Below are 26673 nucleotides of genomic sequence, written 5' to 3'. Positions count from 1 at the left end.
TTTAATTTACCCTGGAGTAACGGACCTGTTGAAGGTAATGTAAATAAAATTAAAACGATGAAAAGGCAAATGTATGGCCGTGCAGGTTTTGACTTGTTGAAAAGAAGACTATTGCTAAATTCGGAGTGACCACCAAAAAGAGGGGACGAACCAACCTGCCACGGAATCAGGTGGTCAAGCTATCCGAATTCCCCATTCCGTCTCAATACATTTAATCCTTACAGACATGGTATTTAGTCCAGGTTGAAGTTTTCCAGTTTTCATTAGCAGCATCCGGGATTTTGTCTACACAAATTGTATTAAGCTTTTCACAATTAAATGTAAGACATACCTGTATGGTTTTGCCACGCAGGTCCAGCTTGGTTATATTGGGTTGATGCCGGCAGTAAAGCTGTGTAAGCTTAAAATTGTTGGTAAAATCTATTTCTTTTAGATTATTACCACTAATATCAATAGATTCCAGCATCGTATTACTGGATAAATTAAGTCCTGGCAACTCGGCAAAAGCCGCTCCTAAACCTCTTAATTTTTTTAATGGACCAAGATCTAATGATGAAAATTTTGTACTATTTATATAGAGAAGACTTATGTTAGGAGTCTTATTGAAATCGGGAGGAGTGATCTTTGCAGAAGATATATTAAGGTTTTCCAACTTATGGTTAACGCCCAAATTCAAATTGACAAGGTTATAGCAAGATTCTACACTCAAGCTTGTCAGTTCTGACAACATACTGACATTAAGGCTGGTCAGTTTGTAATTTGAAGAACAATATAATTCTACAAGTTTTAAATTTTTACTAACATCCAGACTTACCAGTTCCCAGCATCCCTCTGATCTGAAAACCTCAAGTTGAGTATTGGCAGATACATCTACTGCCTGGAGTTTCCCGTTTAAACCAATGTTCAAATATTTCAGGGCGGCATTTTGGCCAACATCAATGGTGGTCAGCAGATTATTGTAACAATTCAAATATGTAAGTTTTTTGCAGTTCCTGATATTTAGGTAACTAAGAGAGGGCCGTACACCCGCCATATCTACTCCTGTCTGGCAGTTCAGGTATTCAAGCTTCTCATTTTTGCTTAGGTCAAGAGAGTCCTGTTGGGTCATGTATAAAGTTAAAGACCTAATATTTATAAAGTATTCGATCCCTTTCAAGCTTTCGATCAAATGACTTCCGTAGATGTACAAGCTGTCTACATTCTTTGCGTCGCCGTACCGGATCATGCCGTCTTTCCGGCCTGTCTTGTCAATTCCTTGCCGGATCAATTCCTGCTCAAAAGCACCTGCTATTTTTACCAGTGTACTATCGGTCAATTCTACTAGTGGTTCGATAACAGGGTCTCTTTTACAGCCCGCAAATAGCATAATTAACATTATAAATATTGCAAAGAGTTTGCCCATGGTTTTGTGGTTTAGCCTTGCCGATGGTTAACGGCAAGGCTGGAAGATTTATAGTTTAATTTCAACGAATGAGTAATATTTTTTTGGTCTCGTTGTGCTCATTAGTCTTCAAATGATATATAATAACGGACTGGCTCTTTGAAGCACGCAACTTTTTCAATGGAATGGCAAGGCTATGGCTTCCAGGTTCCATTTTTGGTTCTATAAGTTCCGTAGCAACTTCACCGTTTTCTCTTACAAGCTGAATCTTAACAGGTGATGCCTCTATTAATCTAAAATTAACATGGAGATTATTCTCATCCAATACTGGATTGGGATAAACCACGCTGGCTTCTCCTGTATATTCCTCCCAAATCCCTACTCTTCCACCGTTCACCCCTTGGAGCCTTATTTCGGGTACAACTTTGAAGATACGTCCATTTCCGTCTTTAGAAAACCCATTGTAACCCCAATCAGGTCCACCGCCATTATTAACCCAATTATTCCCCATATTGGTCTGGGTCTGGTAATATCTATAATCAGCATTATCATGCCATAAGTAAGATGTAAATGATGCGGTCCAAATGCTATAGTAACGTTCAGCCACGCGGTTCAACATCATTCGGGGTACAGAGGCAGGTAGAACCGGAGACTTGGACAAGATCGAAGATATATTGGAATATACATCTTCGGACATACTTTTAAGGCCTTCTGTACTAAAATGAGTGCCATCCGACCTTTTGTTAGTTGTTGGAATAGATGTCCATATAAAAGAATCTGAGTTTTGAGAGGCCCATGAAACATCCGATGTGGAAGATACGTTAGTTTGTTCCTGAATAACGCTATTTCCTATATTTACGGTTGTTGTGCCCGGGACAATAAGGTTCCCACTATTATTGACAATGTTATACTTGGCAACAGAGCTGGTAGTGTTTTCATCAATCAAAGACACCTTACTGATCGCCCAAGGCAAATTTGGAAGAATAGTGCGGGTATCGGCGATAATGGCATTCAGATATGTATCATAATTATTAACAGAATAGCTGGAAGGAATATATGGGGATCCAAACGTACCTGAAAGGTACTGGCTCAGCAAAGTCCTCGTTTCAGCCTCTCCCTGGTGCCATATGACCGCGCGGACCCCAAACATATTCCCGTAAAAGCTCAAAATATTTTTAAGATCAATATACGGAAATCGATTATCAAAAGGTGGTGGATTCCAAGGATTTGTTGTTGTTGATGTAGAACCTGTAACCATAACATTTGAATAATTACTGCTAAACATGGTCTTCGTTCTTTGCATTGAATCGTACCAGTTGTTAATACTGCTCCCACCGTGTGATACATTAAAGAAACAGACTGGTATTACCTGTCCGGCCTCCCTGGTAGCGATTTGGTTACCCAATGATTGATAATACCATGGTCTATCCCCGCGAGGTCCTATGGTCATATTGCCGCTATTTATAACCCCAAATACAGGTTGGTCAATTGTCGGGTACAAGGTCAGGTCCGAACCAATGTAATTTTTGTTTCCAACCACGCAGTCATAAGATGTAAGTCCGTTAATAAACTGGTCACTACCTGCGCCTTGGGCATTGGATTGCCCTGCAATCACAAACACCTCGCCAACCCCGAATTTAACGCTGACAGTCTGACTCACCCCGTCCCGGAAAGTTACCCGGTACCAGCCTGTTGGAACCGAAAGAGAAAAATGAAATGTACCGGAAGAAGAGCTACCAATAGGTTGAACTCCCCCCGGAAGTGCCTGCCAAGTTTGCCAATCATTATTATAAGATCCGTCCGCATTAAGTCTTTCAATTCGGTAATTAACACTGGTCATATCAAATATCTGGCCCGAAAAATAGACAGTAGTGGCTCCACCGGTGGTAGTGGTGTTACGTTGAAAAACAGAATAATCGCGCGGCCAGCTAATAGTTGGCAACGAGGCGCCTATTACTTTTCCGCATAATGCAATTACTAACAAAACTGTAATATATTTCTTCATGATTATAGAGGTTGAAGGTTACCGAATACCAGAAATATTGATGAGCGGAATTTTTGAATCGTAGTGTGTATTAATCGCGGTAATAAATTCATTAGCTATTACTCCCTGCCCTATCGCGCTCGGGTGTATCCCATCGGCCGAGAAAAAATTACCAGACGGATAAGAAGGGTCAATTTTTACACCGTCGTGTGATACATAACCTCCTTCTAAAATACGTTTGTACAAACCTTGAAGGTCTATTAAAGGCAGTCCGTTATTTTTTGCAAAGCCAGCTACCCATTGATTATAAGTTCCAACGGAAGTTTGTTCTTCAAAACCCAATACATCTTCGTCCCGCAACGGGTTATGTAGAGACCTGCCAGCTTCGGATATACTAGTCAGTAATCCTGCTACATCTTCCGTTGGTAGCAATATATCTCTGGGATCTAACAATCGTACATCGTTTTTTCCATAGCGCTGTACATATATTTCTTTCCCACTTCGTTCAGTAATACTTTTGTAAGTGTAGAATCTGTAATAGGGGAAGTCAAGTACTTCAGGGACATTGGCAATTACTCCTTTCGCTCCATTTGCTACAAGATATTTTAACAAGTCGTTTTCGGGGTAAATACCCTCTCTATCGGCGGTAACATAACTAATCTGTTGTCCAAAGGCCCCTTTCGAGTAATAGTCTGTAAAATCGTCCATTCCCAGTTCCCATGTAAAGAAATCCGCTTTTTCAAGTTTCTTCTGTAAAACCTTAGCGTAGGACGATTTTCCATCTTCCCTGGTTTCGACATATCTGTCCAGATGTCTGTAAGAAGTCTTATCAAAAAAATCCAGAAATGCGCCAGGCTGATTTTCTGCAATGACAAGTTCCCTGGCTTTTAAGTAAGGAATGGCCATGTTGTCAATCATGTTGACGACCTTTGGCAATTTATCCTCTCTCGCAAAAATACTTTCTGAAACATTGAAGAATTGAAGTTTCCCATTTTTGACAGAGGCTGAAATTGTACCAGTACCACTTTTGTAAGGCCCTTCAAACAAAGGCTGCCTGAAATTTACAATTCCCATTTGCTTGGCAAGCAGATTAGGAAAAGAGGTAACTTGCGACTGCTGGTTAATCCCGCCGTCCCGAACTCCGGCTGAAAGAGAACCGCCCAAAGCGACATATCGGATTGGTTTACTCTCCTTCTGCAATGCTCCGAGATCCGCCTGGGCCAGCACCTGGGTAAAAACTGACGTCAGTCCGCCTAGTACCAGGTGAGTTGCAATGACACTTAAGTAGTTTTTTTTCATACGTCCTATGGTATTAAGTGAAAAATAGACGAAACGGTATATAACAATGGGGTATAGCTAGTTAGCACAACCCAGATAATGCCAGCATTTTTTATCAAGGTAGATCTTGTAATACTATTTCTACAATTTCTCGGATTATCTTTATGTTATGTTTGATTTTACAATAGCCTGGTATACACAACAAGAATTAAATACAATGGTTAGCTGTCGCTTAGCGATCTTTCTCGCAAACTGATTACGATATTTTCATAGTTACCCGCAAGGTATTGTGGGTTACGCCGTGGAACTTGTCAGTTCTGCTCCAAAACCGAAATACATGAGTAAACCATATGGAATGTGCGTCGGATTGGATCACCCTATTACGCATCAGGTCACTGAACATATAGGCTGCTTCATGATCGAATGAACTGAATTCAATTGAATAAAAACTGCTTCCTGGCTTCAATTAAAGAAAATACTCCGTTACACCTTCTCAATTATCGAAATGCTACCGCAACGGGCTGTTTAATGGAAAATTCTGAACCGTTGATCATCATAATTCGGAACTTAGGATCATCGGTTCGGTCAGCACGGACCAGAGTAAGAAATTGATTGACAAAAGAATAACATAGGATGCTGAGACTACGTTAGTCTTCAATCTGCTAGGGAATCAGATGGTCTCGCCAGCGAATTCTGGACTTGATACGCAACGCAGTCTGGATGTCAGTCAAGTCCAATGACCAACAACGCGGTACAGACAAATTCGTAGAAAAGTAAAAAACTAATCAGTACAGACACAGAATGCCCAATGATAAAAAATCAATTTAGATACAGAAAATAAGAAATGATATGGATCAATGCAGATGCCCGACACACCGGAAACACCTGCATTGATTACAACACTTTACCTGACAATCATCACACGGTCAGTCTGCACTTTCCCATCCGTTTTTTTGATTTGAAGTACGTAAATACCAGGAGCAAGGTGTCCCACATCCAAACCTGCTGCTGTGATTTTAGAAACAGCGGCAACGACATGTCCCGTTGTATTGACCACCCGGATCAGATCTATCTGGTTTATTTGGTCAGAACCGACGTAAATCTTGTCTACCACGGGATTAGGGTATAAGCCTATTTTTTGGTGTTCTTCTGAAATCTCGTGGGCATCAGCTCCTGTTGCAGCCATTCGGGCTAGCTTTTTGTCAAATACGGGCGTTGTTGTCAAAGCGGAATTGTAAAATAGGTACACCGAACCTGAACCTGGTAAGGCATCCAGGCCCGACTCACCTGTTTTATCAAAAGGTGATCCGACAATTGCATAGGTTTCGTTGATTGCAACAGAAATGCCAAACTGGTCACCCACGTGACGATCATCGGCAGTAATCTTCTGATCCTGTCCCCAATTATCATCTCCACCCAGATTTTTCCTGAAAATGTAAGCGGATCCCGACTGTTCACGGGTGTTGGTCAGCATCGCATTTTCATCTTCATAATGGGCGCCGACGATTGCATAGTTTTCAGAAATCGAAACCGACACGCCGAACAGATCTTCATCTGACTGATCTTCGGCCACCAGCTTTTTGACTTGTCCCCAGTTCTCATTTCCACCGGTATCCTTTTTGAAAATGTAGGCAGAACCCGTAAACGGTTTGTAGCCAGCGTTCTGGCTGTTTTCGGAATCAGCATAGGCACCCACAATCGCATAATCTCCGTTGATTGCGACAGAATAGCCAAAACGATCATTGTAGTTTGGATCGGAGGCAACCAGTTTGTTTTGCATGATCCAGGTATTTCGGGCAGACGGATTTTTTCTAAACAAGTAAGCAGCACCCGCACCGATCACGGGAGCCCCTTTGCCATTATGGTTGTCGCTGTGTGCTCCTGCGATGATGTAATTACCGCTGATTGAAACTGAATGACCAAAATAAGCATTGGCAACGCGTGTTACCGCTGTAAGTTCTTTTGTTTCTGCCCAGTTACCGGAATTTTGATCTTTTTCAAAAACATAGGCGGAACCCAGATTCTGTTCACCCGAAGTCCCCCCAGTGTTGGGTGCACCGACCACAGCCACATTGTCTCCGATAGACACTGCATAACCAAACAGATCATTAGCCTGCCCATTGGCAGCAACCAACTGACACACCTGGCCCCAGTTGCCAGGACCCTGATTTGCATAGAAGACGTAAGCAGAGCCCACGTCTTTCAGTTGGTTTCCGGCTGTGCTCATATCATACTTAGGTGCGCCAACAATCACATAATCACCTTTGATCGCGACTGATGATCCAAAATTATCATGAGATCCACGGATGATTGGTGTCAGCTTTCTGACCTGTACCCAATTGCCGGCACTTCTGCGCAGGATGTAAGCGGCCCCTGCATCGGGTATTGTATTTTTTCCAAAACGGTCCTGGTCCTCGTAAGGCGATCCAACAACGGCCAGATCACCGCTGATTGCTACTGAGTAACCATAATTGTCATCCGGAGTGCGTTCTTCGGTGATAGTTTTTCTGGTAAATCCCCAGTTCTCGTTCCCTCCCTTTTCTTTTTGATAAAAATAAGCAGCGCCGGCGTCCATTATATTATTTTTCTCAAATTCGTCATCATCTTCCTGGGGAACTCCCACCAGTGCATGTTCGCCAGATATTGCGACGGATTTACCAAAAAATTCAAAGTGCTCCGGATTGGGAGCAGTCAGTTTCTTGACCAGTCCCCAGTTCTTATTGCCACCCTGGTTCTTTTTGAAAATATAAGCGGAACCGGACTCGACCATAGAATTCGATCCGTCTTCCTGGACCGCGCCAACGATAATGTACCCATCGCCAATACCCACCGACTGCCCAAAGTAGTCTCCTTTTGCAGGCGTAGGCGCAACGAGTTTTTTGATTACTCCCCAGTTGCCCGTGCCACCCTGGTTTTTTTCGAACACATATGCTGACTCTGGCTTACCGCTGCCGTTACCAAAAACGTAATGGCCGATCACCATGTCGTTGCCCTCCATAGCAATAATTCCTCCAAATGAGTTATACGGACCCGGATCAGGCTCGGTAATTTTTTTAGTTTGTCCCCAGTTGTCAGTTCCGCCCTGGTATTTATTATAAATGCAGACCGCACCAGCCCGTTCCAGGATCATATTATTTGCATCTTTGACTTCGTCGGAGGGAATACCGATTGCGATGTCGTCACCATTGATGGCCACGGCTGTTCCAAACTGATCAAACGTTTTGCGGTCAGTGTCCACCAGTCTTTTAACCAGTCCCCAATTACCAGTTCCGCCCTGGTCTCTCTTATAAATGTAAGCAGCACCCACACAAACGACCTCATTAGCTGCACCGACATTGAAACCTTCGTTTGGCGCCCCAACGACCAGATAATTTCCCTTGATAGCAACAGATTTCCCAAATGCGCCACCTCCATTATTCTTAGTACCCTCTATCCTCGTAACTTCTCCCCAGTTCCCTTCTCCTCCTTCATCTTTTTTGAAAATGTAAACAGCACCAAAGGTCATGAAGTGTGGATCAAGCGGTGAATTTCCATGCCACTCGTTTTCCGCACCAACCACAATGTAATCGCCGTCCATCGCTACGGCGTAACCAAACGATGCAAAATTGCGGTGGGATGCGCTGAGTTTTTTGACCTGTTTCCACTTCCCGTTGATCAGCTCCAAAACGTATGCCGCGCCCGCATGTTCAATTTCGTTTTCACCGTTCATATCCTTTTCCTCGGACCTGGCACCAACAACGGCATAGTTACCGGCAATAGCTACGGACCATCCATAGTAGTCGTCCTTGGATCTGCTACCGGTAGGTTTGTCATTCCGGTCGCCCGCATTCGCTTTCATAATCTGATTCCAGTCCTGTGCATGTGACGAAAGACTGACTGAAAAGGCAGTAAATAAAAGGATCACCTGTAAGGTGATATGTAAATAATTTTTCATGGCTTCTGCTTTAGATTGCATCTTTAAATGTAAAACGATCAATTTCCTGTTGTTTTTCCTTTGCCTCAAACCTGGTTTCAGGAGACGATACAAACATACGCAGCGACAGAAACCACCGCTATTTTCTTATGTATACAATAGGTTTACGGAGAATAAGAATGGGTATACAAAAGGTGTACATAAGGGAAAATAGTTTAAAATCAGTCTTTTTGTAACAAAACTGCTTTGTCATTAATTAGCTTCGACTGTAAACATCTTCTAAATCGATGGTATTATGAATCCAATATTTTAGCGAGATCTACAATGAATCCGGATTTACTTCAAAATCTCTGAATATCCGGCAGATTGTAGAAAATTCAGGCATAACCCGACAAGGCATTGCGAAGCATCTCAGGGTGTTGAGTGAATGCGGTATGATAACGCTTTCCAAGGAGGGGAAGCAACAAGTTTGTGAAGCCAATTTGGATCAATTGGAAGATGTGATGAATTGGGTACAGGAATCGCGTAAACTATGGAATCAGCGCTTTGAAAAACTGAATAATTTTTTTGCAGAGACCAAAAAACAGTAAAGGTGGAATCACAAGAAAAAGAACTTTTAATATCCTATTTATTTGACGCGAGTATTGATAGAGTTTTCGAAGCGTGGACTGACCCGGAAAAACTCAAACATTGGTATGCGCCGGATGGATGTATCATAGAATACAAGTCTATTGAAGTCAGACAAGGAGGTCGATTTCACTACTTGATTTTGTTGATACAACTCAATTCCTGTTCATTCCTTTAAAAAGTGCAGGATCTACCAGAAGCTCCATTTTTCCTAAACTATAATCAATCAAATAACTTCGATCATCCTATGTTTTCAGCTATGTGGATTTGTTTTCAACTATAAAAGTTGGAGCCATAACGAGCTTCGTGTCGATAGAGGCAAGAAAATGATGAGGGCGTAAGAAAATCTACATCATCGAAAATGAACCTATTTTATTTACCGAACGTTCGGTAAATAAAATAGGTCGCTTATTTCTTGAAATGAAGTGAGAAATGATATTATTGACAAGGTAGTATATTCAGAATATTGGGTTCACATGATAAACAGTTTTAAGCTAAAACTTTATTAAACTTTTAATACGATGAAAACGATAGAGTTATTTGATGAAATGCCATTTGTTAATGAGGAATGCGGCGATACTATGTGGAACGAAGAAAATTTGAATCCACCGAAAAGCAGTGATAATAAGAGTCCCTTATCCGAAGAGTCAATAATAAAGATTCAACAAAATTCTTCAACTGCCACCAGTAAGTAAGAGCAATGAACCATTGTTTTAGGTTTGATGTAGAAATTTTAAATTAACCAGTTATGGCAAGAAACTATGCATCTGTGGCATTCACGGAAGAAGTGAAAGCCCTGCAAGAGCGTTATGGGAGCCGTCAGGCATATGCTCACATGGAGCAGAGAACTTCGAAAACTCAGCTATCTGACAGCGAAAGTGGTTTTATCGGGGGACGGGATAGTTTTTATATCGCCAGTATTGGCGAAAACGGCTTTCCTTATATCCAGCACAGAGGTGGGAGAAAGGGATTTCTACACGTGATCGATCCGGTTACCTTGGCGTTTGCTGACTTGCGTGGAAACAAGCAATACATCTCAATAGGCAATACCGTCACGCATCCGAAAGTTTCACTTATCCTCATGGACTATGCACATAAGGCTCGCCTGAAAATATATGCAGAGTTGGAAACAGTGGACATTACCGATCATCCGGATTTAGCGGCGTTGGTAATCTCGGAAGGCGATGAGAAAATTGCCGAGCGGATTGTTCTTCTTCATGTGATTGCCTTTGACTGGAACTGTCCCAAATATATTACGCCCCGCTATACCATTGAGGAGATCAACGAAATGCTGACACCGCTGCAAGAACATATCAGGAATCTCGAATCCGAACTCATTCGGTTAAAAGAGAATCAGAAACATGGTGCTGTGGAATAGTATCAACTTTTATATGGCAACGATGATGAAGTAGCGGGACTGGCTATGTGAACTACCTGTTAAAAAATTGGGCGGTTTATGGAGAAAAAGGAAGAGAGTCATAGTGGATTAGTCGCAATTGTACGACCGGATGCAGCCAAAATGCTGACTCTTGCTCGCGACTTATGTCGCTTCCCAGACAAATCAACACATTTGTTACAAATCCGAGTATTGGACATTTTTTCTGAGTGGCTGTCCGCACAACTACCAATATGCCGGATAAACCGGCCAGTTGACGAGAACATTGGTTTTATATCGTCCAAAATCCAGTGCTATTGTCCATCACGACGTTTGATAGTAGATTTTATTGATTGTGACCTAGAAATTGAGGTATTATAAAATTGGGTATTCTTACTAAGTGTAAATAATTGATTAATAGATAAATATATTATTTTTTTATCGATTTATCAAAGTGGTCTTTATGCTGCGGAACTCACTGGTCCTGTATCCGAATTCTCTACACAAATTCTTGACAATGCTGGAAAGTATCACTCCGCTAAAATCCAATATTAAAGAAGATACTTCAACCGTTTCAGTGCTAATTTATCTTTTTTCAAAAATATATGAATATTCCTCAATGGCAAGGGTATCCGTATCTAGAAGGCTATTGATATAGGATTTATCAAATTCGTTAAAAGTGTTTCCTGAGTACACTGACCTACGCAACCCATCCATATGGGAATAACTTCCCGTACGGACTAGTCTGTAATTATAAGCTGACAATTTCAAGCGACTGTAATTCCCATATCCAACCATTATATTTTTCGCCATATACCCGAAAAATGGACTATACACTAACATACCCCGGTATCGAGACATTGGATAAAGCAACCTTGCGACTTCTTCTGAAAACCAGCCTTCTAAGGTAGAAATGAATCGCAGTGTGTCTCCGCGGTTCTCAATCGTGTACGGACTAGAAATAGATCCCACAAAAGCTGAATCGATAGATTTGAATGTTATTTTTTCATTCCCGGTCACCAGGCTATCTCGTACACCAAATTGCACCGAACCTTTTACGAAATTATTAATGGTTTGTGGATCCATTATTTCCCTCTTGTTGGTGAATAGCCTAATTCCTTGTTTCTTTTTTATGCTTGTCAACGATAGTTCGGAGGGAAATTGTGGTTCTTTAATGTCTTCCTTTTTACACGAGAGAAGAAAAACAGTCAAAACCAAGCTACCAATGTATCTCATCTTGTAAACAAATCTAAGGGTCTATGTTTGATATTTCTGAGTGGCAAGATATGAAATCCTAGCCAATAGAGAGCTAGATATATTCCTAGTTACTAGTCCAAAGATCACCAAGGCTGGTAAAGATCAATACCGCTTTAACCGATTGATTTTGCCTGTTTTCGGTTTGAAAATACCTATTTTCCCGATTTTGTAGTCCGGATATTTGTGAAGTTAATCTTTACTTTAATTAAGCACAACTTCACATGATACATGTTAATGGAACATTTTCGGATCACCATCGATCATGGTATCCGAAAAGGCGTCAGAATTCTATCAGTTAAAAATTGAATAGGAATTGTTTACAGACTTCATTGTATACTTACTAATTGAAATGGCTTCTTGAACATGCGTTCCCCAGTGGGTAGAGGTCGAAGATTGTCAGTAATTGGTGTCTTACGGTGTCAGATTTTTCAAATATAACCATACGATCCATACTAGATTTGCATTCATTTGCAACTGCTTTGAACAAGCTAAACCATCTCTGTACTCAGTTGGAAAACATTGTTTACGTTCATTTTTGGAAAATCTTACCTTTAACAATGCTGACGGTACTTGGGGTCAGTGTTAGAAACACAGCAATTTCTGAAGTTTTCATGCCTGTGGCTAACAGGTTGGCGATCTGCTTCTCTCTGTCGGCAAGTTTGTCCGAAGTTTTCCTTTTTTTGATGTTATTGGCAATCTCATTGGTGATGCAGTTCAGGGTGAGGCTGCACATGAATTTTTTTCTTTGTACTGCCAAAAACATGCAGTGGAGTAGATCTTCGACCGGGCTCCGCTTGTTGATCCATCCGACGATATTTCCCCCGGTAAATTTTAAGATATTTTTATACTCAGTCTCGCAGTAATAGATGATGATTGGAGTTTGTCGGGCCAAAATGAAAGGAAGGTTCACAGTGTCAAGCTGATTGTTGATGCTCAGAATGACCAGATCGGGCTCTTTTGAAGTATCATCGAAGTTTAGGTCTCGGACGCTGGCTGCTTCCATCACTTCGAATTCCAGTTGCTGGGCTAATAATATGATCAAGCCCCTGCGTCCAATGGGGTAGCTTTCTAAAATTAAAACCTTTTTCATAATCTCTGTCGTTGGTTGGGTTGGCTGTTTTGAGATGAAAGCAAAATAAAAATTAGGTGTGTTGTTATTAGTGTACTTTGGTAAATCAGCGTGGTATTTTGTGTTAACAGGAGCCGGTTCGGAGATGGTTTTCTATGATTGCGGGGTGGAGCATCTCTCTGGAAACTCCGGTGAGATGCCTAAGTACAAACTCAACTAAGTTAGGTTTACAAAAAGAGCAGTATGTGTATAGTATTTTTATTTCTGGGGAACAATTTTTTTGTTGCTTAAGACCATTTTTGAATAAGTTTCATAATGTGGATTTTCATGAAAAGCCGAAAGATATCGTTCCCCTAATTCAGAAGGGATTTGTAGTCAGTTTGTTCAGTGGCAGAGCGCAGATCAGCTGGCTACTTTTTAGGAATATTAACACAGCTATAAAGTGTCTATACTTAAAGTTTAACAGAAAATTCTAGATGGAAAAATTGATTCTTTAAGGTCCAGTATATTATCAACATTCATCTTTTTGTATATGTTGTTTTTATAAGTGCTTATGGTTGAGGGTTTTCTACCTAATTTATTTGCTATCCAAGATGTTTTTTGCCCTTCACTGAGATAAGTAGCTATTTGTAATTCTTTATTAGTGAGTAGTTTAGATGTCTGGCTTCGTTCCTCTTTTGCTGATTTTCCTAAGCCGGATAGTAAAGAATCAAGCGAACTTGTTTCTACATATCTTTGCCCACTAAATACACTACTTACGCATCGTAATAACTCGGAAGGAATTGCTAGTTTAGACAAATAACCCCTTATACCGATACGAAAAAAGTTGGAAATAAATTTTGAACTAATTGTGTCGTCAAAGAGGATTGTCACTTCTAGTTTATCCATTTTCTTTATCATATTGAGATCACTGAAAATATCTTTTTCAACGGAGAGAATAATTAAATCTAGCTTTAAGTCGTAATATTTAACGTAATAATCTGCAAAAGTCTCGGCTTCCGTTATATTTAAATCGTTATATTTTTCAGTTAAAATGATTCTCAAACCATTGCGTATAATAGGGTACTTATCAATTATTGCTATGTTCATAGTAAGTACAGTTATGCTTTGTTTCAATTTGCGTTGGGTAATGATGACAACTAATTTGATTTTGTAGTATTAAACTCAGATTTAAAACTTCTTAATTCTGCCATAAATAAATCAATGACAATCGGTAGAGTTAAGAGTGCGGTAGGAAATTTGTGTTAACATTTTTCCTGGCGAGGAAAAATGCTAACACAAATGTTTGACGGGCTAAAATCCGTTTAAAAGCTTACAGCTTTACTTATTTATTATATCCACTTTTTGGGTGCTTATCGTTCCGTCATTGCGTGTGATCTCCAAAATATATATGCCGTTGGTAAACCCCTTTACGCTAATACCAGATTTAGGGATAGTGGAGGAATGATAAGTTGTGTTTCCGTTGGCACTAATGAGTTTAATGGACTTACCGTTAGTAATCGATGGCTCACTCAAGAATAGGACTTCGGACGCAGGATTGGGGTAAGCTGTGATAGCAATGCTTTTTATATTAATGCTTTCGATCCTGCTGTAAGCAAAAGTGCCATCTTTATCAACCATTTTAAGGCGGTAATAATTTAAGCCGTTAGATGGACTTTGGTGATTATAGTTATAAATCCTTTTAACACTACTTTCCCCATTGGATGCCACTTTACCTATCTCGGCCCAATTTTTTGCGTTAGTACTGTGTTGGACCTCGAAACGATCACTATTTGTCTCTTCGGTTGTTGACCATGCCAGATTAACTGTATTATTCTCTTCACGTGCGTCAAAATCGAGCAATTTTACCGGTAACACTCCGTCTGTGTACCCGTATATTGCTTGGTTATTGCTGTTATCATTGTTGTTAACATCAAATCCTGCTGCTGGAATTACGTTTGCATTGAAACCATCTCCGTTGTTTGCTGCAGCATCGGCGGAAGTTGAAGCCGCATTGATAGTTCCGGGAATGACAACTGGTCCACCGAAGGGATCTAGAAAAGGATCGGGTTGCCCCGGAATCGTTTGGTTCTGAATTCCTAATATGGTCCATGTTCCGTTCGCCTCCAGGGTTGCACTCCAGTCAAAGTAAATAGCTCCGGCACCTGATACCGTCGGAATTCCATTGACAAGCGTTGGCGTTATCTTAACCAATGTGAAAGAAAGATACGTTGGATTATTCACATCCCCAGGAATTGGCTTTGTAGAAGAGTTTACAAAACGGACAGAGGCTGAGACGGGGCCATTGACAAGTCCTGGACTAGGTGATACATTCGGTGATAGAATTGCCGGATCTTGCGCATATGATGTTTTTATGCCCAAGAACATCGTTGTAACCATTAATAATGATTTAATTTTCATAATATAGATTTTTAAAGTTTGTTGTTAATTTGCTGAGAACCTGATCGTTTCTCCATCAGAATTATTTGAGAAGTTTGTTTCTCCACCCGATCCGTCAAACACTAAAATGTTAATGTTTTCCTTGCCACTCAGGCTGTTTGAATTGTAAATCATACTAAAACCAAATGCGGAACCTGAATTATTCAAGGGAACGCTGCCGTTGTATTGGAAAATATAATAGGTGGCGTTAGCTGACAGATATGTCCACTGACTGTTTTGGACTGGCAGTCCTCCTGAAGTAGTTTGGGTCGAGTTGTATGTATTTAAGGTGTAGTTCGCACTTTTTGGCACAAATACATAGATTGGATTGGAAGTGGTGGCAAAACCTGCGATTTCTCTGACAAATATTCTGCCGGCGATAGCCGTTCCGTTTCCAATTACACTTGACGGTGTTATCCTAAATGTAGGTGTCAGGTCTGGTATAGGGCATCCAACGACTGTGACAGGAGCTCCGGCTGTTCCGTAGCAATTGTTTGTTTCATCAAAATACACCGGATAGTATGTCCCTGCCACCGCTTTTGTTGGATCAGCAACCTGATTCTCTGGGGTAGCAGGAACTGCTGTATGCCAGGTAAGAACGGTATTGGCTGGCGCAGGCCCAATCAATATTGTCGTCAAATCCTTTGTATTTGCCGGGCATGCTGCATTTACGGATGTACCGCCGCATGAAATAATAGTAACAACAACCGGAGTTGATGTAGGGCCATACGTTGTACCATTGTAATATGCAGCGTAATAAGTGTTAGCAGTTGCCGCTGTCGGAGTACCTATTTTATTGGCATCCGTTGCCGGAGTGGCGGTATGCCAGGTTACACTTGCTCCGGATGGAGACTCTGCATAAAGTAAACTTGTCAGATCTGCTGTCGCTGCGGGGCATACATTGGCTAGAACCTTGGATGCTACTGGAGGTGCATAGTTGACAAAAGGACAAGCTTTAATAGTTACTACAACAGCGGTTGTAGATGTACCCTCGTTGGCGTAACAGCCGTTGATCGCGTCGTAGAATACCGCATAGTAGGTACCGGCGCCCACTGCTGTTGGATCTGCCACTTTTGTTTCTGATGAAATGGTGGTGGAAGTATGCCACGCTACCTGTGCATTAACAGGTGTATTGGTAATGATAACATTGGTCAAATCGGCAGTTGTGCTTGAACACTCGTTACTAATACCGGTATTATTGGTGACAGAAGGAGCAGCAGAACCGGCATTACATACCACATCAGGAATACAGGTCTGCGACCATTTGAGTGAGACATCTGCAAAGGTAACACGTTCGGTACTTGGATACCATGAGAACAAGGCAGGTTTTCCGCCACATGCTGTCGCAGCCGTGGCGCTAAACCGGTGCAATGTTTTGAAGTCACTGCCGTCCAGGCGAAGTTTATAAAGGGTGCCGACCATTCCTGCACCTCCGTTGACATGAGTGGATCCATACAAATACTCTCCGTCATAAGAAAGTCCAGCCCATGGATCGGTGCCGTCGCTGTAAACTCCACCCGGGGCGTCGAATGCTTTCAAAACTTTATAATTGGATCCATCCAGATCCATTCCGTAGACCACGCCGATGGAAGCGCCACCCTGCACCGTCCAAGGGCCACCCGTACCATAAGTACCATAAACACGTCCATCTATAATTGTTGCACCTCTGTATGGATATGTACCTTCCGCAGCATTTCCTGAATGTAGTAACTGATAGTTACTTCCATCGGCATTCATTCTGGCAACGCCACCAGTATTTCCGGCACCCCCATAAAAACCTGTAACATATACTTTGCCTTGCTGATCAATAGCTACATTTCCACAAGGATCATTTAAGTTGTATGCAGATGGAATTACTCCGCCTTTACCATTTACGTAGGCTTTTAGAAAAGGGTCGCTTACATTAATTATTTCATATGCTGACCCATCTTTGTTGCATCTGTAAAATGCCCCTCTGTTATGAGCGCCTCCATCAAGGGTTGATCCATATATTTTCCCATCGTGACCTTCCACAACAAATCCATAAGGATAAGCGCCATCGTATTTTGATTCGGTAGTCAATTGAGTAGTTGCCGCGGAGGTATAATTGACAATTACTGAATTGCTGAAACTATGGATTAATGTCAATCCCGAACCATCCTTGTTCATACTGTAAAGCCCTCCAAGGTAATGCGTTCCCCCCCAAGTTTGTACGCTGTATATTTTTCCGTCGCTCAGCTCATTGATGTTTGCAAAATTTCCGGGACTTCCTCCATTTCCTGGATTAGAATTGAATATGAGGCTTTCTACTCCGGTTCCTAGATTGAATTTGTAAACTGAGCCCCAGTTGTAGGATCCACCGACATAGGAAGCCCCATAAAGACTTCCATCAGATGCCTGGTGGGGTGTTGTGTACCAGGAGTAGGAACCATCTGAGGGATAGCCTTTGAAACCATGGAAAGTTGCCACGTTTGTTCCATCTTTATTGACTGACACAATTGTGCCTTGTGCAGAGTTATCTGAGGTGTAACCATAATAGGTGCTGGTTACAACCTGCTTTCCAATTCCGGCACCGGTATCGCCTCCTTTACGGCCAGCCTGATTGGGGTGAACATATTGGGCAAACAGCGTGGTCTGCACAAAGAACATTACTGCCATTAGAGGAAGTAATTTGTATATTTTTAGAATATTTTTCATTTTATATCAGATTTGATATTTCAAAAACTAGTTTGCAGGTACGGTTCCAAGTGCATCACACTCTTCCGGGCTAACTGTAACTGTATACGTCACTATCTTGCAAGTACCAGGGACGCTTCCGTTACAAATTTTTACGCAAAAAGTGTCCACACCCACAAATCCATCTGCCGGATAATAAGTATAGGATCCGGTTGAGCCGATTACGAGCACAGTACCATTTTTACTTGTAGTTGTAGTGGATGCCTCTGTTGTACAATCAACAGATGTATAACTGAGCGGTGCGGTGCCTTGGGGATTTACGTCTGAAATTATGCTGCCGTCTTTTTGGGTATTAACCGAGGTCGTAATGGCAACGTGGCTTGCATTCAACTGTATTGTTGGGTTACAATATATGATCGTTGCGGTTACTGCCGCTGATGATGCTGTTGAATAACAGTCATTAACTGCATCATAATAGGATGCATAATAAGTTCCTGCTGCTACACTTGTAGGATCAGCTATGCGATTAGAAGCCAGCGCCGGAACAGCTGTATGCCATGTGACATCCACAGCAGCGTTCAGGGTCGTTAAGTCAGCTGTCGTTGCCGAGCACACATTACTAACGGTCTGCGCGGACAGGGAGGGCGCCGTAGCAGGCGCCGTGCAAGCTGCCGGATTAGCAATACAGGTAATCGCACAGGTCAATGTGGCATTAGCGAAAGTAACGCGCTCGACAGAGGGATACCAGGCATAGAATCCTGTCTTATTTGTTCCTGCACAAGCGCTCGACAACGCCAGGGCAGTGTTAAGAAAGGTATGTATCTTTTGATAACCGGTACCGTCTGGCTTAATTTTAAACAAGGTTCCGATAGCCCCTGTACCACCACCAGTAAACGTTGTGCCAAATAAATGAGCGCCATCGTAAGACAGGCCTGCATGAGGCTCACTTCCATCGACCACTGCACCAAACGTTTTCATGATCGAATATCCTGTACCGTCCAGATTCATGCTGTATGCAACACCTGCATTGGACGTGCCGCCATAACGCATTGTGCCAAAAATCTTGTTGTCAATAATGAGGGCACCCCGGTATGGATAAGAACCGGTAGCCAACGCCCCGCTATAAAGAAGCTGATAGTTAGAACCATCCGGATCCATTCTGGCAATTCCGCCTAGATTTCCTACTCCACCATAATAACCCGTAATATAGATTTTACCAGCTTGGTCCTGTGCAACGTTACCCGCAGGATAATTGATGTGGTAAGCGCTTACATCTGTATTGGTTCCCGATTTATAGGTATTAATATATGCGCCAACGCGAATGATCTCATAGCTGCTGCCATCTTTATTACATCTCCACCAGGTACCCCAGTTTCTTGGGCCACCTGCATAAGTAGATCCATAGACTTTACCATCAGCACCTTCAACGACAAAGCCCATGGGTGAAGCCCCATCATATTGATAAGCAGACAAGCTTTCCAGAGCAGCTTGGGCAGTTGCTGCAGCTGTGTAGGTTGGGAATGGACCGACATTATATTTGAACTCGTGAAGCAATTCTTTGTTAGTACCGTCTTTGTCCATACGAAACAGCGCGCCGTGACTGCCTGATCCTGCGTTTGTTTCAGGAAAGTAAAGTTTACCATCACTGAATTCATTCACATTTGCATATTGCGTAGCACTGCCACCCGTTGGTCCTGGTCCTGAATTGCTGATTACAAATTCTGAACAGTTTGCGAAATCATAAGTATAAACTGAGCCCCAATTTGAAGTTCCACCGTAAAATGTAGTTCCATAAAGTTTTCCATCAGACCCCTGGTGAGGTGTGGTATACAACGGGTACGAACCATCTCCTGGCCACCCTTTGAAGTCGTAATAGGACGCCGCATTGGTTCCATCTTTATTTACGGACATAAGAACTCCCTGGCCATATAAAGAACCTGCGTTACCCCAGTAGGTCGAGGTTACTACCTGGTTTCCTGTTCCCGCGCCGGTGTCGCCACCTTTACGGCCGGCCTGATTTGGATGCACATATTGCGAATATCCGTAATTCGGAATAAGGCCTAGAAAGAAGACAATCAGTAACAAACCTTTTGCACTTAATAGTGCCGGATTGTTCGATCTTTCTTTTTTTAGTAGGTAATTTTCTTCGTTCATTGAATTAATTGTTTAAAGACTTGAGATGAATTGATTTGGGGTGAGCCCAATGGTAATGCCTGGATTGCACGTGATTTTTGTCGTGTCATAAATGTGTGTTTGATAGTAAAACTTCGATTTAGTGATTTCTGCAAAGTTGATAGAACATTCGTTACCAGAGGGTTAAGGAATTGTTCTAAAAGGGGGATTTTTATAAGTAGAAAAAATTTTTTGCTCACGGAAAAATTTAGAACAAGATTTCTAAATGGCAAATGAAGGGTGACATATGGTTCAAAGTGGTGTGAAAATCTGCAACCTTAGTGAGGTAAGCGATTATTCAAAGTGCGATAGGGGGAAAATATAGACTTACAGGTGTGCTTTTCGTTCAAAGTTCATAGTAAAATGTTTACCACAAAATTCTATGGAATTACATCCTGTCGATTTTTTTTGTTCCTGACAGTTTTCCAGTGTGGTACAAGCAACTGAGCAATAGTTTTGCAGAAATATATTAAATCGTAATTTTTTAAATGAATATGCAGTAATTTGATAATCAGGTGTTTATATTTAAATTGGATTATCTTAGGCGGTTGACCTACATCTATCAGTTAAATAATTTCAATAAAATCTGTTACTAAATTTTCATCAGCACGTCAGAAGTTTTAAGTAGAATAAATTTGATCAAATCGAGCTTAGTACGATACTTTATGTTGAAGTAAACTCAATTATATTTAGGTATTCTAAAATTTATTCTACTAATTAAAACTTTTCTATTTTCAACGCGATCCTTGTAACAACGGTTAATTGGACGCTTATCTAGCCGGGAAAAGTGTTTTTATCAATCAGAATAATTAAAATACTCTCTTCGGTTTATCAAACACTCCTAAGAAATGGAGCCTACACACTTATGTAATGTTTATGAAGAAAAATATACTTATACACAGATTATGTTTTTTAATACTGGTTTTGGTGCCTTCGATTTCGGAAGCACAGCTAAAAGAATTATCGAAAACTGGGAACCTGAATATTTCCGATGGTATTTCCGGTAATTGTATCCGTTCAATAATCCGCGATACTACCGGATTTATGTGGTTTGCAACACCAGAAGGTCTTAGCAGGTATGATGGAAAACGTGTTCGTACATACAAAACCGGCGCGAAAAAACAGGGTAGTATATCCAGCGATTATGTAAATAGCCTATTCATTGATTCAAAGGGTGCAATTTGGGTTGCGACTTCCCACGGTTTAAACAAATTTGATTCGAAAACCTGTCGATTTCAAATTTTTTTAAATGAAAAGGCAAATCCAAATTCTATAAGCAATAATGATATAAAGTTTGTTTTTGAAGATCAGAAAGGGTTTATCTGGGCGGGCACTGCAAATGGTCTGAATAAACTGGTTGATAGTAAAAAAAACAGATTTGAAAGATATTTATTGAATACAGGAGCGGGGGCCAATCCTGGCATCAGCTTCACTACCGCGATGTGTCAGGATAAGAACCAATTGTTTTGGGTCGCTACCGCCGGAGGGCTTTTGAACTTGTCGGCTTCAGGAAAACTGCTACGTTTGTATAGACATCACCCAGGAAATATGCAAGAGGAAAATGATGATCTGACTTGTTTGTTATGGGATAAAAAAGATTTCCTTTGGATAGGAAGCAGAGCAGGGACGGTTAGCAAATTTAATATCAAAAGTAGAAATTTTACAGAGGTGCCATTACCTATCTCAAAAGAATGGTCTAGTCGTCATGTGGTGAACTGCATAACACTAGATAAAGCGGGTAACGTGTGGATTGGGTCATTCAAAGGGGCATACCAAATTAATCCCCGTACCAACCAAATCTTACACTACTTAAATGATCCGGACGTTCAGACGAGCATCAGCGATAACACAGTTTTCAGCGTCTTTGATGACAATTACGGGACAATCTGGATCGGAACTTATACTAATGGGGTTGATTTATTAGGTGATCGCAAAAACGTTTTTGGAAATCTTAGGGCAGGGAAAAGCAGCACAAGCCTAAGTTTTAAGACTGTGAATTGTATCGCACCAGACCTGCAAAATAACCTTTGGATCGGAACAAATGGGGGTGGATTGAATGTCAAAAATGGCATAAATGGAGTTGTTACCAAGTTTTCAGAAAAACTTGTGGGAAGTGCGTTTGGCTCGGACCAGATATCCAGCATTTTTCTTACAGATGATGGTAAAGCGTGGATTGGCATGTTCCGTGGCGGTATTAGTTATTTTGATCCATTGACAGCTTCCTGGAAATCTTATCGACACAACAGCGCTGACACAACATCATTAATTTCTGATGATGTTTTGTCAGTTTGCGTAGATAAAAGCAATAGGTTGTGGGTGGCGACTAAAGAAGGCCTCGACCTATTTGATAAAGGGCATTTTACCCATGTAAATTTGAAAAATAAGGGTAAAAAACAGATGGTGTTATCCATTTTTGAAGACTCTAAGCAAAATGTTTGGATTTCGTCCTTCTCTGGGATTTATCGTCTTAAACATAATGAAAAGACTTTTAAGCAAGTACCGGTTTATGATAATCAAAACAAAGCTTATAAGCCGGACTTAGAAGTGTTTTGTGTGACAGAAGACGCAGAAGGGATTATATGGGCAGGCACTCAAAAAGATGGCCTTAAAAGATATAATGTCTTGAAGTGTAGGTTTGAGACTTTTTCAATTAAGGGGTTACCAGAAGGTGAAGAAGTTTGTAACATCCGGGCAGACAAGTCAAACCGACTGTGGCTAACTTCATTCCATCGCTTGATGCTGCTCAATGAAGAACGTAATCGGTTGATGGTATATGGCAAAAGCGACGGTATGACCGCTATTGATATCTCGTATAATTCTCTGGTAAAAGGGCAAAATAATACTTTCTATTTGGGAACGAACGAAGGAGTTTTGTATTTTGATGCTGATGATGTCAAATTGAATGAGCTTCCCCCAAGTGTAGTCTTTACCGATCTGGAGGTTCAAAACGTCCCAATATTTCCTGAGGATAGTACAGGGTTGCTTAAAAGCGACCTTGGTTTAACCAGCGAGATCGTCTTGTCACATAAGGATAACTTTTTAAAAGTTGGTTTTGCATCACTTAATTATGTAAGGTCCGAAAAAAACCAGTTTTCGTATATGCTGAAAGGTGTAGACAAATTCTGGCATCAGAGCGTGGAGCCCTCAGTTATTTTTAATAATTTGGCACCGGGTGATTATACCCTGATTGTCAATGCCTCTAATAATGACAATGTCTGGTCTCGATATCCAAGACAATTAAAAATCACAGTCTTGCAGCCCCCGTGGAAAAGATGGTGGGCTATTTTAATTTATCTAAGTATTATTGCAGGAATTGGGTTTCTGATCATTCGCTTGTTTTGGATAAAAAAGGAGATTAGAGCTAAGGAAGAGCTTAGCCGTTCTAAGCTTGACTTCTTTACAAACATATCTCATGAAATAAGAACACATTTGACCTTAATTTCCGGTCCCCTGGACAAGTTAGTTCGTATGCAGAAGGAAAGTGACGAAGTTGGCAATTATCTGGAAATGGTTCAGAATAATTCAAAACGTTTAGTCGCTCTCGTTACCGAATTATTGGATTTTAGAAAACTTGATGAAAACAAGGTAATGCTGAAAACAAAACAATACGATGTAGTGTCTTTCCTAAGGGACATTCTTCCCGTTTTTGCACATTTATCACAGCAGCAACAGATCACGTTAACGCTCAAATCAAGTAACGAAAAGATCTTTGTCTGGTATGATCATTTTCAAGTGCAAAAGGTAATCTACAATTTACTTTCCAATGCTTTCAAATTTAGTGATGCAGGGGCGCAAATATCAATAGAGGTGTTTGAAAATGTAAATAATGTCCAAATAAAAATTACAGATGATGGTAAGGGAATCGCAGCTGATAGCCTTAAAAACATATTCAAAAATTATTTTCAGGTTTATGAATATGGCGACAAAAATACTGGCTACGGATTAGGACTTGCCTTGTCGAAAAAAATTGTAGAGATGCACCATGGAACACTTGGCGTTGAGAGCACTCCTTCCACTGAAACTTTGCGGGGAAAGACAACTTTCACGACTACGTTCTTAAAGGGAAACCATCATTTTTCAGCAGAAAATGTTTTGCCGGAGGATTATGTATCTAAGTTGGTCAATAGAACCTTTATCGATCCCGAAATGGATCAAGACTTAGAAAAATATGATCAGGAGTCAGAGGAATTAATTACTGTTGAAAGAAAATGTGTGCTGCTTGCAGAAGATAATCCGGAACTCAGACGGTTTATCATACAAAGCCTTTCCGAAAATTACACTGTAATAGAATGTTATAATGGGGAAGACGCTTGGGAGAGGGCTAGTGACATTATTCCGGACGTTGTCATAAGTGATATTTTGATGGGTGAAATGAGTGGACTGAAATTATGTGAAAAATTAAAACAGGATGATCGGACAAACCATATTCCGGTTATTCTACTTACTGCGATGGCTACGAGGGAAAATAGAATAGAAGGCTTGATCGCCCAGGCAGATCATTACATTACTAAACCTTTTGAGATCAATGAATTGGAATTGACTGTGAAAAATTTACTGAACCTCCAACAAGCTATTCAAACCAAATTTGGTAAATCTGTCAGCGAAATAGATTTCCCAAGAAACAAAACTGGTAGCCGAGACGATTTATTTCTCGGGAAACTAGCGGCCATTATTGAAGAAAACATGTCAGATCCCGGATTTGGTGTCAATCAGATATCTATTAACATAGGAATGAGCAGACCTGTTGTTTATCGTAAGCTGAAGGCTTTAACGGGCATGTCGATAAATGAATTTTCAAAAAATATCAGACTAAAAAAAGCTGCTTCAATATTAAGGACCGATTCTTACAACATTAATGAGATAGCAGAAAATGTAGGTTTCAGTGATCGAAGATATTTTAGCCGGGAATTCAGGAAGGTTTTTAGTAAAACACCTAGTGAATATGCACGCACAAATTTATAAAGCTATTAAGCAAAGACAGCTGAAGTGATTCCGTTTTGGTTTACACTTTTGCGGGTTAGTTAGTTTTAAGAATCTAAATTCGAATCCAGTTTAGCACGGCTAGGAAATTTAGTCTGTATTTCCTGTGGGCTGATGAAGTGGGTAGTATCTATTTCTGGAATCATGAAAGAAAAGTTAATTATAAGCTGTTCACTGATAATAATTATTCAAACCTTTATTCGGTGGCGACGAGTTTTACGATAAATTGAAATAATTCTTCTAATGGGAGGTCGCTCAGTTGGAGGTTTTTTTAAAATATTGAAAGTCCCTTTGCTCAACAACAGTAAATAAATTCGAATATGCAACACGGGTTTATATTGAAAATAATCTTTACCTTGGATGGTAACTAAATGACTAAGCAGCTTACCTGTGTAAGTCATACTTATTCTTGGTGAATTTATTCAATGCAATTGTGCATTAGACTAACGACATCCGATATGAAATGTGAAAGCTGTAAAATTAACGATTTTGAAGTTGAGCAGCTTGAAGATGAACAACAGAAGCCTTATTATTTGTGCAAGTCCTGTTTTGACAGACTAGAAAATAAAGCTTTAAGACCATTGGAGTTTTTCAATTTAACTGCGATACACGGACATAGTTCGCACTTGCACGATGATTTTTATGATTATGAAACGGGTGAAGCAACTCAACCAGACATTGAAGTCGTAGAGTCTGAAAAATTTCCTTTCCCTACTTTGAACAAATTCAGAATAGTCTGGACCGGCTTATAGATTTTGGATTTGTGCAATGTTTCACGAAAACTTTGTTATTGAAAAACTTAGACAGTTTGACAAAAACGAAGTGCTAAAAACTATTGATAAGAAAGTCAAATATAACAGAGCCATCAACTACAAAGCGTATGAAATTGCTGGGGAAGTCATTGGGAGAGCGGCAGAAAATTGGCTTAGAAACGAATGGGCAAACAGACGAGAAGATGAACTTCTAATTTTTGCTCGGCCCATCTCAAAGTGTTTTGGCTTCGATGAGGCGTTTGAAACAGTAATAGAGGAAATCGAACGTAAAGGTGACAAATACTTGTCCGAAAATATTTCAGCATTGCTATATTTTCAAAGTGAAAAGACACTTGATTGGATTGAAAAGGCAATTCATAGGACAAGTAATGTTTCGACAAATTGGGGGACCTTGCTGCAACCTCATAGTTTAGTTGGGGCAGGGCCGATAATTGGTTAAATGTTGGACGACTTTTAAGCTTAGCGGTGATTGACGCCCCGAAGTGTCAGACAATGCGCCTTCAATGGTGACTCTGAGAGCATCATCAGGTTTTTGATTCGCTATTGAAAATATGGTATCCTTACCAGAATCAACTACTTTAACGCGATTGATACCCAATCTGCTTCTTTAAAATCGTTACAGGATGCCAAAGCAGCGAATAGGAGCACCATTAATACCGAATTTTTAGTCGGGAAAGGTTTACTGAATTTGTTGAAATTCATTGTCCGAAGGTTTAAATGTCAGGAGTTATGTAACCGATATTGCAGAAATGTTGAAGTGCTGTAAATATTTCAAAAGAAATAGACACCGC

16 protein-coding genes and 1 pseudogene are annotated in these 26673 nt (G+C 40.7%); 7 read left to right on the top strand and 10 right to left on the bottom strand.

Annotated elements, in window-relative coordinates; all coding sequences use genetic code 11:
* Positions 1 to 6 precede the first annotated feature (6 nt).
* Positions 7 to 129 (top strand): annotated as a pseudogene (locus tag M1L62_RS17805) (hypothetical protein); the annotation flags it as partial.
* Between the two features lie 82 nt (positions 130 to 211).
* On the opposite strand, the gene M1L62_RS17800 reads toward M1L62_RS17805, so the two are convergent.
* From M1L62_RS17800 to M1L62_RS17785, 4 genes are all read right to left on the bottom strand, one after another.
* Entirely contained in the window at positions 212 to 1402 is a 1191-nt protein-coding gene (locus M1L62_RS17800) for a leucine-rich repeat domain-containing protein (RefSeq protein ID WP_254560970.1), read from the bottom strand.
* Between the two features lie 61 nt (positions 1403 to 1463).
* Complete coding sequence (locus tag M1L62_RS17795) at positions 1464 to 3386, bottom strand: sialate O-acetylesterase (RefSeq protein ID WP_254560969.1); 1923 nt, start codon at positions 3384 to 3386, stop codon at positions 1464 to 1466.
* A gap of 18 nt (positions 3387 to 3404) precedes the next feature.
* Entirely contained in the window at positions 3405 to 4664 is a 1260-nt protein-coding gene (locus M1L62_RS17790) for an SGNH/GDSL hydrolase family protein (RefSeq protein ID WP_254560968.1), read from the bottom strand.
* Positions 4665 to 5547: 883 nt separating this feature from the next.
* Positions 5548 to 8577: a T9SS type A sorting domain-containing protein gene (locus tag M1L62_RS17785; RefSeq protein WP_254560967.1), complete on the bottom strand. Its 3030-nt coding sequence runs from the start codon at positions 8575 to 8577 to the stop codon at positions 5548 to 5550.
* Positions 8578 to 9148: 571 nt separating this feature from the next.
* On the opposite strand from M1L62_RS17785, the gene M1L62_RS29740 reads away from it, so the two are divergent.
* From M1L62_RS29740 to M1L62_RS17775, 3 genes are all read left to right on the top strand, one after another.
* Positions 9149 to 9361 carry an SRPBCC family protein gene (locus M1L62_RS29740; RefSeq protein ID WP_374760309.1) on the top strand — a complete coding sequence of 71 codons (213 nt, stop codon included), beginning with the start codon at positions 9149 to 9151 and terminating at the stop codon, positions 9359 to 9361.
* Positions 9362 to 9704: 343 nt separating this feature from the next.
* A complete protein-coding gene (locus M1L62_RS17780) occupies positions 9705 to 9878 on the top strand; it encodes a hypothetical protein (RefSeq protein ID WP_254560966.1) in 174 nt (57 codons plus the stop codon).
* A gap of 53 nt (positions 9879 to 9931) precedes the next feature.
* Positions 9932 to 10561, top strand: coding sequence for a pyridoxamine 5'-phosphate oxidase family protein (locus M1L62_RS17775; protein ID WP_254560965.1), 630 nt, complete (start codon positions 9932 to 9934; stop codon positions 10559 to 10561).
* Between the two features lie 582 nt (positions 10562 to 11143).
* Here the strand turns inward: M1L62_RS17775 and M1L62_RS17770 are convergent.
* The 6 genes from M1L62_RS17770 to M1L62_RS17745 form a co-directional block, all read right to left on the bottom strand.
* Complete coding sequence (locus M1L62_RS17770) at positions 11144 to 11644, bottom strand: hypothetical protein (protein ID WP_254560964.1); 501 nt, start codon at positions 11642 to 11644, stop codon at positions 11144 to 11146.
* A 700-nt stretch (positions 11645 to 12344) separates the two neighbouring features.
* The gene (locus tag M1L62_RS17765) at positions 12345 to 12905 is read right to left on the bottom strand and encodes a LuxR C-terminal-related transcriptional regulator (RefSeq protein WP_254560963.1); all 561 of its coding nucleotides are present in this window, start codon (positions 12903 to 12905) and stop codon (positions 12345 to 12347) included.
* 438 nt (positions 12906 to 13343) lie between these two features.
* Entirely contained in the window at positions 13344 to 13973 is a 630-nt protein-coding gene (locus M1L62_RS17760) for a response regulator transcription factor (RefSeq protein ID WP_254560962.1), read from the bottom strand.
* Positions 13974 to 14204: 231 nt separating this feature from the next.
* A complete protein-coding gene (locus tag M1L62_RS17755; protein WP_254560961.1) occupies positions 14205 to 15284 on the bottom strand; it encodes a T9SS type A sorting domain-containing protein in 1080 nt (359 codons plus the stop codon).
* 24 nt (positions 15285 to 15308) lie between these two features.
* Entirely contained in the window at positions 15309 to 17978 is a 2670-nt protein-coding gene (locus tag M1L62_RS17750) for a choice-of-anchor tandem repeat GloVer-containing protein (protein WP_254560960.1), read from the bottom strand.
* Positions 17979 to 18005: 27 nt separating this feature from the next.
* Positions 18006 to 20111, bottom strand: a complete 2106-nt coding sequence (locus M1L62_RS17745) for an Ig-like domain-containing protein (RefSeq protein WP_254560959.1) — start codon at positions 20109 to 20111, stop codon at positions 18006 to 18008.
* 894 nt (positions 20112 to 21005) lie between these two features.
* Here M1L62_RS17745 and M1L62_RS17740 point away from each other — a divergent pair.
* The 3 genes from M1L62_RS17740 (at position 21006) to M1L62_RS17730 (ending at position 26321) form a co-directional block, all read left to right on the top strand.
* On the top strand, positions 21006 to 25091 hold the full coding sequence (locus M1L62_RS17740; RefSeq protein WP_254560958.1) for a hybrid sensor histidine kinase/response regulator transcription factor: 4086 nt from the start codon (positions 21006 to 21008) through the stop codon (positions 25089 to 25091).
* Positions 25092 to 25567: 476 nt separating this feature from the next.
* Entirely contained in the window at positions 25568 to 25861 is a 294-nt protein-coding gene (locus M1L62_RS17735; protein WP_254560957.1) for a hypothetical protein, read from the top strand.
* A gap of 16 nt (positions 25862 to 25877) precedes the next feature.
* Positions 25878 to 26321 carry a hypothetical protein gene (locus tag M1L62_RS17730; protein ID WP_254560956.1) on the top strand — a complete coding sequence of 148 codons (444 nt, stop codon included), beginning with the start codon at positions 25878 to 25880 and terminating at the stop codon, positions 26319 to 26321.
* Positions 26322 to 26673: the final 352 nt, after the last annotated feature.

The organism is Dyadobacter diqingensis (assembly GCF_024220585.1).
GTDB lineage: Bacteria > Bacteroidota > Bacteroidia > Cytophagales > Spirosomataceae > Dyadobacter > Dyadobacter diqingensis.
The sequence above is the reverse complement of the archived record's forward strand: the minus strand, read 5'-3'. Positions and strand labels throughout refer to the sequence as shown.

What these genes read in the sequence shown, in the direction of transcription:
- M1L62_RS17790 (WP_254560968.1), bottom strand. Translation starts at nt 4,664, where the DNA reads ATGAAAAAAAACTACTTAAGTGTCATTGCAACTCACCTGGTACTAGGC.
- M1L62_RS17745 (WP_254560959.1), bottom strand. Translation starts at nt 20,111, where the DNA reads ATGAACGAAGAAAATTACCTACTAAAAAAAGAAAGATCGAACAATCCG.
- M1L62_RS17735 (WP_254560957.1), top strand. Translation starts at nt 25,568, where the DNA reads ATGAAATGTGAAAGCTGTAAAATTAACGATTTTGAAGTTGAGCAGCTT.
- M1L62_RS17785 (WP_254560967.1), bottom strand. Translation starts at nt 8,577, where the DNA reads ATGAAAAATTATTTACATATCACCTTACAGGTGATCCTTTTATTTACT.
- M1L62_RS17760 (WP_254560962.1), bottom strand. Translation starts at nt 13,973, where the DNA reads ATGAACATAGCAATAATTGATAAGTACCCTATTATACGCAATGGTTTG.
- M1L62_RS17765 (WP_254560963.1), bottom strand. Translation starts at nt 12,905, where the DNA reads ATGAAAAAGGTTTTAATTTTAGAAAGCTACCCCATTGGACGCAGGGGC.
- M1L62_RS17755 (WP_254560961.1), bottom strand. Translation starts at nt 15,284, where the DNA reads ATGAAAATTAAATCATTATTAATGGTTACAACGATGTTCTTGGGCATA.
- M1L62_RS17775 (WP_254560965.1), top strand. Translation starts at nt 9,932, where the DNA reads ATGGCAAGAAACTATGCATCTGTGGCATTCACGGAAGAAGTGAAAGCC.
- M1L62_RS17730 (WP_254560956.1), top strand. Translation starts at nt 25,878, where the DNA reads ATGTTTCACGAAAACTTTGTTATTGAAAAACTTAGACAGTTTGACAAA.
- M1L62_RS17795 (WP_254560969.1), bottom strand. Translation starts at nt 3,386, where the DNA reads ATGAAGAAATATATTACAGTTTTGTTAGTAATTGCATTATGCGGAAAA.
- M1L62_RS17770 (WP_254560964.1), bottom strand. Translation starts at nt 11,644, where the DNA reads ATGGATCCACAAACCATTAATAATTTCGTAAAAGGTTCGGTGCAATTT.
- M1L62_RS17740 (WP_254560958.1), top strand. Translation starts at nt 21,006, where the DNA reads ATGAAGAAAAATATACTTATACACAGATTATGTTTTTTAATACTGGTT.
- M1L62_RS17750 (WP_254560960.1), bottom strand. Translation starts at nt 17,978, where the DNA reads ATGAAAAATATTCTAAAAATATACAAATTACTTCCTCTAATGGCAGTA.
- M1L62_RS17800 (WP_254560970.1), bottom strand. Translation starts at nt 1,402, where the DNA reads ATGGGCAAACTCTTTGCAATATTTATAATGTTAATTATGCTATTTGCG.
- M1L62_RS17780 (WP_254560966.1), top strand. Translation starts at nt 9,705, where the DNA reads ATGAAAACGATAGAGTTATTTGATGAAATGCCATTTGTTAATGAGGAA.